The following is a 12,019-nucleotide window of genomic DNA, read 5'->3' as shown; positions in this document are numbered from 1 at the left end:
TAAATCGGAAACTTATACCCAAGGCATAAGTTTCGTTTGCGCAGGCAAACTGCTCAACTCAGCTTTATTTGGCGTCTTTAGACATGTTTCCGCAAGCGCCTTCCTTGCCTTTCATCATCGCGCCGCAAGCCGCTTCCATGCCGGGTTTCATTTTGCCGCCTTGCATCATCGCGCCGCACATGCTCTCACCGCATTTTCCTTCGGCCGCTTTTTTAGCTTCATCGGTTTTTTTATTGCCGGCACATGCGCCTTCCGCAGTTTTGTTTTGTGGCGCCATGCCCATTGCCGCGCCGCATGCCATTTCAGCCGCTTTATTGGCTTCCGCAACTTGCATGTAGCCGGACGACATTTCAGTCATACCGAAAGGATTTGCTTCAGCATTAACCGCGCTTGCAGCGACAGTAGACAAAAAAGCAGCGCCCATTGCAGTCGCTAAAGGGGTTTTATTAATTTTTTTCATGTTGACTCCAGAGTGTTGGTATAAAAACATCGAGCTTCAATTCGTTCCCGGCGTTTAACCCGGAGATAAAAACGATAAAAATGCGTCGAATGCGACTTATCATATCAAAATCAAATAAATAAAAAATCAATATCCTTCTTCCCGATAAATTTTATGTAACTATTCAGCCACAGATGCACACGGATTAAAGCTGAGTTGAGCGGCTTGTCCGCTCAAACCCTACTTATGCCCTTTGGGTATAAAGCTGAGTTGAGCAGTTTGCCAGCTCAAACAAAACTTATGCCCTTTAGGGTATAAAGATTTAGGTGAAAGGTGAAAGACAATGGCCGTGTCGACGCCGGTTTTTTTCGCCTTATCCGTTTAATGTGTTGCCTCGGCAATTGCTCTACCTCCGGCATCCTTGCCGTCGTAGAGGCGCCTACTTTGGGTGATCCGTGGCTAATTTTGTTAACTTCTTGATTTGACCTCTGTTGCGGCGTCGTCCTGATATTTGGTTTTATGCCGATACTCGCACAAATCTTCAATGACACAACTTGGACAGCGCGGCTTTCTGGCGATGCAGGTATAGCGGCCATGCAGAATCAGTAAGTGATGCGCATCTTTGATATGCTTTTTAGGCACGAATTTTTCCAATTTGCGTTCCACTTCCAGCACATTTTTACCGGGAGCAATGCCGGTACGGTTGGCAACCCTGAAGATATGCGTATCCACTGCAATCGTATGCTGCCCAAAAGCGGTGTTTAATATTACGTTGGCGGTTTTCCTGCCGACTCCGGCCAGCGCTTCCAATTCTTCCCGCGTTTGCGGCACCTGTCCGCCGTGTTTTTCAAGCAATTGCCGGCAGAGCGTGATGATATGCGTGGCCTTGCTGTTATATAAGCCGATGGTCTTGATGTACTCTTTTAAACCGTTTTCACCCAAGGCTAAAATGTCTTCAGGCGTATTAGCGACCGGAAATAATTTGGCGGTTGCTTTATTAACGCCTTTATCGGTTGCTTGAGCGGACAAAACGACCGCGATTAATAATTCAAAAGCGCTGTTATAGTTCAGTTCCGTAGTCGGATCGGGTATGGCCGCAGCCAGCCGGTCAAAAATTTCCAAGCGTTTTTTGGGGTTCATATTGTTGTCCGGTTTGATTCAGAATGTCCCCAGTTCTTCATCAATCAGGTTTCTGCATCCGCGCGGAAAACACCATATCCGGTGTTTTGCCACGTAATCCTTTTTTGAATTCTATTAATATTGAGGGAATAGGGGACGTATCTTACAGGCTTTTAATCGGCGTCTTTTTCAGCCGCGTTCGATATCAACTTTTTCCTGATCAAAAAAGCCGCGCCAATCGCGCATAGCGCAGGAACTTGCACAAGCAAAAAAGTTCCTGTCGCACTTTTGGCAACCATGCCCGATAAAGCGGAAACCACCGTTAATTTAACCGCCCACCACGCAATCCAATAACCGATTAAACCGGTGACGGCCCAATTGATAGGCGGCTGCCCTTTTTCCTTTGCAGTCATATAAAACCATATCAGCACTGCAATCGCAGCAAATCTAGCTAAATGCAACATTTTCCTACCTCATTTTAATTATAATGAACAAACAATCATTTAGACTCTACCCAATTAGTGTTTAACTGGCAACCGCTGTTATCGGCAATTGTCTTCCATAATTGATCGTCATTACTTTTACCCCAGGAGAATATTGTGGAAAAACCGTTTATACCCGAAGGGCATAAGTTTCGTTTGAGCAGACGGGCTGCTCAACTCAGCTTTAAAATCATATTATCGGCACTTGCCGCACTGGTTTTGTTGCTGGCCGTTGCCGTCTACATCCTGCCGTTCATCGTCAACCCCAATGATTTCAAGCCCGAAATTACTGCTGCGGTTAAAGATAAGACCGGCCGGGAGTTGGTATTGGACGGCGACCTAAAACTCTCGCTATTGCCCTGGATCGGCGTTTCTACAGGAAAACTTTCGTTAAGCAATGCGCCGGGATTTCAAGACCGGCCTTTTGCAACCTTGGAAGAAAGCGACATAAAAGTGCGCTTGCTGCCGCTGTTATCGAAAAAACTGGAAGTCAGCCGCATTGTTTTAAAAGGCCTGACGTTAAATCTTGCCAAGAACCGGCAGGGCGTAAGCAATTGGGATGATCTGACAGCCAAGACTGCGGCGTCCGCTGCTGTTGCCGGCAAACAGGATGAACAACCTGCATCCGCTCCAACACCGATGACTTTTAGCGTTGACGGTCTCACTATCGAAAACGCCCGGATTAACTGGGACGACCTGAAAAGTGAAACTCATATCAAAATACAAGACTTTAACCTGAATACCGACAAATTCACCTTTGATCAGCCGGTTGCGGTCTCTACTTCTATGACCGTTTTGACGGAAGGTTCCAAGTCAACGCAGGCCATCAAGTTCAATACCGAATTAAGCGTTAACGAAAAGCTCGATGCGTTTACGCTACGTCAAAGTAACCTGCAAATAACCAGCGCAGGCGAAAGCATTCCCGGCAAATCGATCACAGCGACATTAAGCGCCGCCGATGCAGCGCTGGATATGAACCGGCAGACCGCCAACATCAACGGCGTGAAACTCATATCCGGCGATGTGGCGCTCGCTGCTGAAATAACCGCCACCTCCATCAAGGATAAACCATCTTTTCAGGGGCCGGTGACTATTGCGCCATTCAGTCCGGCCAAGGTGATGCAGCAGCTCGCAATCGCGTTGCCTGCGATGCAGGATGCGAATGCACTAAGCAAGCTGGCCGCGAACTTTGACTTGACCGCGACAGGCAATTCCGCCGATCTGCAAAATCTGGGCATAACATTGGACGATACGCAAATTAACGGCGCTATCCATATTAAAGATTTTGCCCAAGCGATGATCAGCTTCGACTTAAACATTGACGCATTGGACGCCGGCCGTTATTTACCGGTTGCGGACAAGTCGTCAAAGCCTATCGCCAGTCCGGCCATTGCGCTGGCTGCCGGGATTTCCGCCTTGCCTGTCGAAACCTTGAGAAAACTGAACGCCGATGGCAGCGTCGCGCTCGGCAAACTTAAAATCAACGGTTTGTCCATGCAAGACATCCGTATGAGCTTAAGCAGCAAAAACGGCGTGTTCACTTCGCAGCAATCGGTCAAGCAACTCTATCAAGGCAGCTATTCCGGCAATCTCAGCGTCGATGCGCATGGCGATAAACCGGCGCTGGCCGTCACCGAAAAAGTAGAGCATGTACAAATCGAACCTTTATTAAAAGATTACAAAGGTTCAGCGCCAATAGGCGGCATCGTCAATGCCTCCGCGCAATTACGAGGGCAGGGCCGCAAGCCGGACGAGCTGGAAGCTTCGCTGAACGGCCAGCTAAGCTTTCTGTTCAAGGATGGCGTCATCAAAGGTTTTAATCTGCAAAAAATTATCGATCAAGGCAAAGCGCTGATTAAAGGTTCCGCATTGCCGTCGGATAGTAAAAACGACCAAACGCTATTTTCGGAAATGAGCGGCACGGCTACGGTTGCTAACGGCCTGATCCAAAATAACGACCTTGTCGCCAAATCCTCCAGATTACGCGTCGACGGCAAGGGCAACCTGAATCTGGTTTCCGAAGCGCTGGACTATAAAATCGACGCCAAGCTGCTGGATCCGGACGCGGCCGAGCCGGACAAAATTAAAGGCGCGGTGGCGATTAATATTGAAGGAACACTCGATAAGCCGTCTTATACAATAGACGTTGCGTCATTATTAACCGACAAGAACAAAGCCAAAGTTGAAAAACTGATTAATAAAATCGACAAAAAAATCGGCCCCGGCCTTGGCGATCTGTTGAAAGGGCTTTTGAAGAAGTGAGGAGCAGATAAAAGCCGAAAGGCACAGGGCGAAAAAAGCCCTTAAACTATGCCCTTTCACCTTTCACCTTTCACCTTTCACCTTTCACCTTTCACCTTTCACCTTTCACCTTTCACCTTTCGTCTTTTGCCTTTATATGAGTCCATCCGCTTTTCAACGCAACATCCTGGCCTGGTTCGACCAGCACGGCCGCAAAGACCTGCCTTGGCAAAAAGACCGTACGCCTTACCGCGTATGGCTTTCGGAAACCATGTTGCAGCAAACCCAGGTTGCTACCGTTATTCCTTACTTCAACGCTTTTATAGCAAAGTTTCCCGACATAGAAAGCCTGGCGAATGCGCCTGTCGACGAGGTTTTACACCTCTGGTCCGGACTGGGCTATTACGCGCGCGCACGGAACCTGCATAAAACCGCGCAGCTGGTTACCGAGCGGGGCAGCTTCCCCGATAACCTGGACGAAATAGTCGATCTGCCCGGCATAGGCCTGTCGACAGCGGGAGCCATATTGAGCATCGCTTTCAATAAAAGCCATCCGATCCTCGACGGCAATGTTAAAAGAGTGCTAACTCGCTTTAGAGCCGTAGACGGCTGGCCGGGCAACAGCGCGGTCAACAAAAAACTGTGGGAAATCAGTGCCAGGCTGACGCCTGCCGAGCGCGTCGCCGATTACACCCAAGCCATGATGGACTTGGGCGCGACGGTTTGCACCCGCAGCAAACCGGCTTGCGAAGCTTGCCCTCTGAGCGCCGATTGCCTGGCCAGGCTTGCCGGCAACAGTTCGGTCTATCCGACGCCGAAACCTGCCAAGATTTTACCGGTCAAACAGCTGATTTTATTAGTGTTGAGCAATGCCGATAAGCAAATATTATTGGAAAAAAGACCGCCGGCCGGCATTTGGGGCGGATTATGGAGCTTGCCGGAATTCGATAACGTTGAAGCGGCGCGCGACTGGTGCTTCAGCAGGAATATTCATATTGCCGGCGAACGGATGTTGGCAACCAGACGCCACACCTTTTCCCACTATCATTTGGATTACACGCCGCTGCTGATCCAAACCGATAACCCTATAAATTTTGTGATGGAAGCCAATCAAACTGTCTGGTATAAAACCGGGCAAATCAATAAGCTTGGCTTAGCCGCGCCGGTTAAGCGACTGTTGCAACAATCACACACGGAAATAAAATGACTAGAATGGTTAAATGCGCAAAATTGGGAATAGAAGCCGAAGGCCTGGATATTCCGCCGTTTCCGGGCCCCAAAGGCCAGGAAATATTTGAAAAAGTATCCAAACAAGCCTGGAAAGAATGGCTGGCCAAACAAACCATGCTGATTAACGAAGGCAGGTTAGCCAGCTTCGACCCGAAAGCCAGGGCATTTTTAGCCGCTGAAAGAGACAAATTCCTGTTTGAAGGCAACAACGACATGCCGGAAGGTTACGTGCCGCCAAAGGCTTGATCGTTAGTCCTCAGATTTTGCGCAGCATTGGGCAATGTTGCGCTATACGCGTTTAATATCCCAACAAGCAACGGATTTAACCCGTTACCGATCTTCCGGCTTTATACCGGCACAACGCCAAAAAGTGCGGCATATGCCGCACTTTTTTACGGCATAACCCTCAAACAATCTGATTCTTCCGTTAAATAACTCGCTAATTCAATTGGCTACATTTTAAGTCAGCTTTATTGAAAAGAATTTAGCATATTGATTTATCAAGTTTTTTCATAATCGAGCGATTATCCGGCCGTCGTAATCAAGCGGCTGATATTTAAGCAGGCATGGATATTGCCTTAGTACCGGCAGTACTTCCATTTAATCTTGTCGCGTACAGCCGATGCCCAAACACAGCTTATTGCATGATTTGTTCCTGAAACACGCTCACGAGGTCAACGCCTTTATTCGTGGACGCTGGCCCAGAGAGCAGGATGTTGACGATATTTTGCAGGAATCGTTTTTGCGCCTGTCGCAAGTCCCTCATCCTGAAGCCATCGTTAACCCGCGGGCTTTCCTGTTTACCACCGCGTCCAATATCGCCGTGGATCGCCATCGCCGCCAGAAAACCCGCGAGCGCTATACCGAGCCGGAAGCCGATCTTGAAAAGCTGGCTGAAGACCCGTTGTCCCCGGACCGCCATTCGGAAGCTCGTCAAACGCTTGAACGTTTTACCGAATGGTTGGACGAATTGCCGGAACTGCACCGTCATGCCTTTGTCCTGTATCGCATCGAAGGCTGCGCGCATGCCGAAATCGCCGTGCGCCTCGGTATTTCCGCCAGCACGTCAGAGCGCTACGTAAGACAGGCGATGCTGCATATCAGCCAGCGTCTTAGCGCCCTGCATGCTTAAAATTGTGACGGAATTTGAGCCTTCGAACGTCTATAGTATTATTACGATAAAATACATTGACTTAAACAAAAACGACAAGGCTCTCAACTCGCGTGAAGACCACTCCCGATTCAGCGCAAACACAAGCTATCGATTGGCTGCTGTGCCTCCGTTCGGAGAGTTGCACGGAAGAGGAGCGCCGCGCCTTCGCGATTTGGTTGGAAGAAAATCCGGAACACAGACAAGCTTACGAAACGGTGCAGGAACATTGGCAATGGATGGAGCCGTTCAAAGCCATGGATTTCCCCGAACGAAATGCGGCATTGCAGTATCGCAAAAAATCGCCTCGCCGTTTGCTGATCTATAGCGCCGTCGCGTCGTTGCTGCTGGCGCTGGGCTTGACCGCCTTTTCGCCTAACGGCTGGTTAGGCATCCCGCAAACGTATATTGTCGAAAAAGGCGGCCGCCAAACCGTCGCGCTAAGCGACGGTTCCAACATTGAATTGAATACCGACAGTGAAGTACGCGTCCATTTCAACCGTTGGCGGCGTAGCGTCGAGATGATTAAAGGCGAAGCTTTTTTTACCGTGACTCACAATGCCGAACGGCCGTTTGAAGTACGCGCCGGCAACGGCCGCATCCGCGACATCGGCACCGCGTTTGAAGTCTATATCAAACCCGAACAAGTCATCGTTGCGGTACAGGAAGGCGTCGTCGAAGTGCAGGCCCTCGAAACGCGCAAATTGACCGAAGGCCAACAACTTGCCTTTAACAACAACGGCGCATTCCAAACGTTGCAAGGCCAGGATATTGCGGCACTGACCGCCTGGCGGCAAGGCAATCTGGTGTTCCGCAACCGCCGGCTCGACGATGTGATTGCCGAAGTCGGGCGTTACCATGACACCCGTATCCGCTTACAGAATCAGAATCTGGGCAAACTGCGGGTGAGCGGCACCTTCCATACCGCCGAATTGAACGGCACGCTTAACGCTATTGCAACTTTGTTGCCGGTTAATATTGATCCTGTCGGTGAGCATGAAATCGTGCTGAAATCAGCGGCATCGATTCAAAGATAATCAAGCTGCGGTTTGTAGATTTAATCCGCAAAAAAACAAAGGTGATGTATAATTCTATACATCACTTGAGAAGGAAAAGATCATGCATAGAACTCAAATATATTTACAAGATACGGTTTATGAGCAGTTAAAACATAAGTCCCGGCTGGTAGGCATCAGTATTTCAGAACTAATCCGCAGAGCCGTGGAAAAAGATCTTAATAAACCTGACCACAATGAAGCGCGGGCTTTTTTTGATGCATTAACCCCCCTGGAAAGCTTTAAAACAACAGAGCCTGAACAGTATGTCAATGACATCCGTAGCGGTAGCAGAATTTTACGCGTTGAAGAATAATGCCTACGCCCAAACGCTTGTTGCTGGATACTGATATTGTTATTCAGCTATTGAAGAAAAATAACGATGCCTTGGAATGCTTTATCGGCTTACATGAGCAAGGCGTCGAGTTTTACCTTTCGCCTATTGTGATTGCCGAGATTTATGTCGGCGCATTTAAAAAAGAACACCCTGAAATCGAAGCCTTCTTTAATTTGTGTACCCGCCTGACATTAGACGCTAAAACAGCGAAACAGGCGGGGCTGTTTGCTGCTCAATATCGTAAAGCCTATCAAGGCATTTCATTGGAAGATTATTTGTTAGCCGCTACCGCCGAGCAACTGGCTTGCCCGTTATGGACACACAATAAAAAACATTACCCAATGGCCGAAATTGTGTTGTTTGAGCCTTTGTAGCGGTGTATGAGCATACGATGATACATCCCGGCTCACAGCAGGCTGACTGGGAATCCGCAAAAATAAGTTCAAATTCCTGACGATTTTTCTACAGTCATCCGTCTACTCCAATGCAACCATTAACAAAGGAGAAACGGATAATGACAGTAAAGATGAAGCTGCTGAACGCTACTATTCTGGCGGCGATAACAAGCACGGCCCATGCGGAGCAACAAAAGCACCACTTTGACATTCCCGCGCAAGCGTTGGGCTCGGCGTTGCAAACATTCGCCGCGCAATCCGGCGCACCGATGCTTTATGCCGAACAGACCGCTGCCGGCAAGCAAAGTCCGCGCTTGAGCGGCGATTACACCACCGCCGAAGCAGCAGCCAAATTGCTCGCCGGCAGCGGCTTGGTCCACAGCGTCGCCGAAAACGGCGCGGTGACGGTTAAGCCTGCTGCAAGCGCGAGCCCTGTCACGTTGAAACCAATGACGGTAACCGGCAAAACAGAAGACGATCCGAAGTCGTACATCGCCACCCGCACATCCTCCGCCACCAAAACCGACACGCCGATCATGCAAACGCCGCAATCCATCCAGGTCATCAAGCGGGCATTGATAGACGATCAGCAAAACATCACCATCAGCGAAAGCTTGCGCAACGTCAGCGGCGTGGTTCCGAATAATCCTGCGTTTACGCCTGCCGGCGAGATGACGATGATCCGCGGATTTAAAGCCGAACAACTGGTCGACGGTTTTACTCAATATCGTAATGCGGGCGACCGGGAAAGCACCGTTAATGTTGAGCGCCTCGAAGTCCTGAAAGGCACCAACGGCGTACTTTACAGCGGCGGCTCCGGTTCCCCTGTCGGCGGTTTGATCAATATTGTCTCCAAGCTGCCTAACGCCGTTGCATCGCGCGAGGTGGGGTTTAAAGCCGGCAACAACAGTTATTACCAACCCTATGTCGACATTAACCAACCGCTGACTAAAAACATCCTGACCCGCTTTACCGGCGAATACACCAATGCCGGCAGTTATCTCGATAATATCAATACAGAACGCTATAACCTGAACCCGACCGTAACTTTTACCAACAACGATACAACTTCTTTCACCTTGCAAGGCAAGGTGTCGAGATGGGAGCAGCAGGAATACCCAGGCTTGCCGGCCATTGGCACAATAGCCGGTAATTTCTCGATTCCCCGCACCGCCTTTTTAGGGCCGGCCGATATGCCGAATAGCCGTAGCGAATCCAATGCCGTTTGGGGCACGTTCGACCACAAGTTCAATAATATTTGGTCAGTGAACCTGAAAGCGCGTTATTCGCAATCGGAATTTGACGAGAAACTTAAAGAGATATTCGGGGCGGACGGGTTTATTGCCGATCGTCCCGCGACCGGCAGCACGTGGTTTTTATATAATACCGATATGCTGCAAAAGCAGGAAGAGTGGACCTTTTTAGGCAACGCGACCGCAAAATTCGATGTCGGCCCTACCAAGAACACCGTGTTAATCGGCGCCGACCATAGCGATTTAGACGACAGGGGTTATATGGATTACGCGGCGGCAGGCAGCGTCGACTTGAGCAAGTTGTCGTTTAACCAACCTTACGGCCGGGCAGGCGCGGGCATCGATAACATGTTTGTAAAAAACGTCACTTACGGCGGTTATACCCAATTACAAAGTACAATCTACGATCGGCTGCATTTATTAGCCAGTCTCAGGGCAGCGCATGTCGATACTGATTACACGACCTTAACAGGCATCAATTCGAGCGGCGGTAAAACCAAGTTTTTACCGCGCGCAGGCGGCGTTTTCGATCTGACCGATGAGTTTTCATTATTCGTCAATTACAGCGAAGGCATGATGGGGCAGACTTTCAAAAACTTTGTCGGCGCCCCTCAACCGGAAGAATCGACAACGATCGAAGGCGGTCTTAAATTCAATATCGCGCATCAATTGACAGGACAAATAGCAGGCTATCAAATCGACCGCACCAATGTTGCGGTAACCGACAGCGCCGACCTGCAACGCCGCAGCAAAGCCGCCGGACAACAGCGTTCGCGCGGTGTCGAAACCGACCTGACCTGGCAAGCAACCGACGCGTTGAGCATTCTTGCCAATTACGCGCATACCGATGCCGAATTTACCGACAGCTTGGCCGGTGTTCCCGCAGGCAACAAACTGGCGGCGGTGCCGGCAAACTCAGGTAGGCTGTGGGTCGATTACCGCTTTCAACAACCGGATATTAAAGGCTTGAGTGTTGGCGGCGGCGTTTATGCGCAAGGCCAAGCTTATCTTTCCAACAACAATGCGTTCAAAAGCGACGCCTACCATAGTTTCGACGCGAGCATTGCTTATGAATATCAACGTTACAAATTGGCGGCGACGGTCAAAAACCTGACCAATGAGCATTATTTCCAGGCTTACAACTACTTGGGCGGACATGTCATACCTTCCGATGGCACATCCGCTTACGTCACCGGCTCGGTCAAGTTTTAAGGAGCCACCGTGGATCGTCGTCAATTTAGCAAACTAGCCTTATTGGCCGGCAGTCTGGCGCCTTTCCTGCCGGGCTGCCAAGCGCTTAGCCGGCACCAAGCGTCTAATGCCGGCCCGGCAACGGCCTCGCCCCATTTAAGCAAGGATGAAGCGGAGGCCGCGTCCCATAAGGCTCATGAAGCTTTTATGAGCGTTAACGAGCAAGATTTCAAGATGCTGGGGGAAGAGCATATTGCGATGCTGTTGTATCCCGGTTTTGCCGCGTTGGATCTGGTCGGTCCTCAATACCTGTTTGCCGCGATGATGGGGGCAAAGATCTACTTGATTTCCCCGACCGACAACCTGAAACCGGTCGTCAGCGGCGAAGGCTTGGCGATTGTGCCGACCCATACCCAAAGCGAGTGTCCAAAAAAACTGGATATTTTCTTTGTACCGGGCGGTGCCAACGGCACGCTTGAAGCGATGAAAAACGCTAAATTGATCGACTTCATCGCCGGCCGGGCGGCGGAGTCCAAATACGTAACCAGCGTTTGCACAGGCAGCCTGCTACTGGGTAAAGCCGGGTTATTGAAAGGAAAAAAAGCAACCTCTCATTGGACGATGCTGGAGCTGTTACCGGAATTCGGTGCGATGCCGGTAAAACAGCGGGTGGTTTGGGACGGCAACCTGATCACAGGCGGCGGCGTAACTGCGGGCATTGATTTCGGTTTGGAAATTGTCGCCGCCTTACGGGGGAAAGTGTATGCCCAGACGATTCAGCTTGAGGCAGAGTACGACCCGGCTCCGCCTTACGATGCGGGATCGCCTGAAAAGGCCGAGCCATTCGTTAGGGATAACTTGAAAAACATATTCGCGCCGCTGCTTGAAAAGCTCAGACTGGCAGTTTGACGGTTCAGGCTACTATCCGGCTAGCGTTAGGCGGAAAACATGCCGATAAAAGACCTTCCAGGTTTTACGACTGCCATGGATGGCGGCCGAGACTGCTCCCGGCAGCCCTCGGCATTTCCTCCATCCATGGAGGTCAGAAGTGCTGGAGCCGCCGGGAGCGGCTCCAGTAAAAACCTGGAAGGTCTACTCGCACTCCCGTTGCAGCCAATACAAAATTC

The 12,019-nt window shown here is 50.1% G+C and carries 12 protein-coding genes; 9 read left to right on the top strand and 3 right to left on the bottom strand.

All coding sequences use genetic code 11. The annotated features are described in order from the left end of the window. Nucleotides 1-64: 64 nt before the first annotated feature. From EKO24_RS19530 to EKO24_RS19520, 3 genes are all read right to left on the bottom strand, one after another. Nucleotides 65-460 (bottom strand): HvfA family oxazolone/thioamide-modified RiPP metallophore, encoded by a 396-nt coding sequence (locus tag EKO24_RS19530; protein WP_127028869.1) that lies wholly within the window; start codon nt 458-460, stop codon nt 65-67. A 447-nt stretch (nt 461-907) separates the two neighbouring features. Next, the gene (gene nth / locus EKO24_RS19525) at nt 908-1,579 is read right to left on the bottom strand and encodes an endonuclease III (RefSeq protein ID WP_127028868.1); all 672 of its coding nucleotides are present in this window, start codon (nt 1,577-1,579) and stop codon (nt 908-910) included. Nucleotides 1,580-1,731: 152 nt separating this feature from the next. Next, nucleotides 1,732-2,022 carry a hypothetical protein gene (locus EKO24_RS19520; protein ID WP_127028867.1) on the bottom strand — a complete coding sequence of 97 codons (291 nt, stop codon included), beginning with the start codon at nt 2,020-2,022 and terminating at the stop codon, nt 1,732-1,734. 135 nt (nt 2,023-2,157) lie between these two features. Between EKO24_RS19520 and EKO24_RS19515 the strand changes: the two genes are divergently transcribed. The 9 genes from EKO24_RS19515 to EKO24_RS19475 all read left to right on the top strand — a co-directional run bounded on the left by EKO24_RS19515 (nt 2,158) and on the right by EKO24_RS19475 (nt 11,801). Next, a complete protein-coding gene (locus tag EKO24_RS19515; RefSeq protein ID WP_241674717.1) occupies nt 2,158-4,302 on the top strand; it encodes an AsmA family protein in 2,145 nt (714 codons plus the stop codon). A gap of 136 nt (nt 4,303-4,438) precedes the next feature. Further along, the gene (gene mutY, locus EKO24_RS19510) at nt 4,439-5,488 is read left to right on the top strand and encodes an A/G-specific adenine glycosylase (RefSeq protein WP_127028866.1); all 1,050 of its coding nucleotides are present in this window, start codon (nt 4,439-4,441) and stop codon (nt 5,486-5,488) included. Continuing rightward, nucleotides 5,485-5,757, top strand: coding sequence for an oxidative damage protection protein (locus EKO24_RS19505; protein WP_127028865.1), 273 nt, complete (start codon nt 5,485-5,487; stop codon nt 5,755-5,757). The genes mutY and EKO24_RS19505 overlap by 4 nt, the downstream gene beginning before the upstream one ends. 376 nt (nt 5,758-6,133) lie before the next feature. After that, nucleotides 6,134-6,643 (top strand): RNA polymerase sigma factor, encoded by a 510-nt coding sequence (locus EKO24_RS19500; RefSeq protein ID WP_127028864.1) that lies wholly within the window; start codon nt 6,134-6,136, stop codon nt 6,641-6,643. A 92-nt stretch (nt 6,644-6,735) separates the two neighbouring features. Beyond that, on the top strand, nt 6,736-7,698 hold the full coding sequence (locus EKO24_RS19495) for a FecR family protein (RefSeq protein WP_127028863.1): 963 nt from the start codon (nt 6,736-6,738) through the stop codon (nt 7,696-7,698). Between the two features lie 82 nt (nt 7,699-7,780). After that, on the top strand, nt 7,781-8,032 hold the full coding sequence (locus tag EKO24_RS19490; protein WP_127028862.1) for a ribbon-helix-helix domain-containing protein: 252 nt from the start codon (nt 7,781-7,783) through the stop codon (nt 8,030-8,032). After that, on the top strand, nt 8,032-8,427 hold the full coding sequence (locus EKO24_RS19485; RefSeq protein ID WP_127028861.1) for a type II toxin-antitoxin system VapC family toxin: 396 nt from the start codon (nt 8,032-8,034) through the stop codon (nt 8,425-8,427). The genes EKO24_RS19490 and EKO24_RS19485 overlap by 1 nt, the downstream gene beginning before the upstream one ends. Before the next feature lie 140 nt (nt 8,428-8,567). Further along, nucleotides 8,568-10,913: a TonB-dependent siderophore receptor gene (locus tag EKO24_RS19480; RefSeq protein WP_161990630.1), complete on the top strand. Its 2,346-nt coding sequence runs from the start codon at nt 8,568-8,570 to the stop codon at nt 10,911-10,913. A 9-nt stretch (nt 10,914-10,922) separates the two neighbouring features. Beyond that, nucleotides 10,923-11,801 (top strand): DJ-1/PfpI family protein, encoded by an 879-nt coding sequence (locus EKO24_RS19475; protein ID WP_127028859.1) that lies wholly within the window; start codon nt 10,923-10,925, stop codon nt 11,799-11,801. Nucleotides 11,802-12,019: the final 218 nt, after the last annotated feature.

Origin of the sequence: Candidatus Methylobacter oryzae, assembly GCF_003994235.2 — a bacterium.
In the GTDB taxonomy this organism is placed as follows: Bacteria; Pseudomonadota; Gammaproteobacteria; order Methylococcales; family Methylomonadaceae; genus Methylobacter_A; species Methylobacter_A oryzae.
The sequence above is the reverse complement of the archived record's forward strand: the minus strand, read 5'-3'. Positions and strand labels throughout refer to the sequence as shown.

Bases quoted from the DNA above. Each gene is read 5' to 3' on its own strand.
- EKO24_RS19530 (WP_127028869.1), bottom strand. From the start codon at position 460: ATGAAAAAAATTAATAAAACCCCTTTAGCGACTGCAATGGGCGCTGCT.
- EKO24_RS19520 (WP_127028867.1), bottom strand. From the start codon at position 2,022: ATGTTGCATTTAGCTAGATTTGCTGCGATTGCAGTGCTGATATGGTTT.
- EKO24_RS19485 (WP_127028861.1), top strand. From the start codon at position 8,032: ATGCCTACGCCCAAACGCTTGTTGCTGGATACTGATATTGTTATTCAG.
- mutY (WP_127028866.1), top strand. From the start codon at position 4,439: ATGAGTCCATCCGCTTTTCAACGCAACATCCTGGCCTGGTTCGACCAG.
- EKO24_RS19500 (WP_127028864.1), top strand. From the start codon at position 6,134: ATGCCCAAACACAGCTTATTGCATGATTTGTTCCTGAAACACGCTCAC.
- EKO24_RS19505 (WP_127028865.1), top strand. From the start codon at position 5,485: ATGACTAGAATGGTTAAATGCGCAAAATTGGGAATAGAAGCCGAAGGC.
- EKO24_RS19490 (WP_127028862.1), top strand. From the start codon at position 7,781: ATGCATAGAACTCAAATATATTTACAAGATACGGTTTATGAGCAGTTA.
- nth (WP_127028868.1), bottom strand. From the start codon at position 1,579: ATGAACCCCAAAAAACGCTTGGAAATTTTTGACCGGCTGGCTGCGGCC.
- EKO24_RS19480 (WP_161990630.1), top strand. From the start codon at position 8,568: ATGACAGTAAAGATGAAGCTGCTGAACGCTACTATTCTGGCGGCGATA.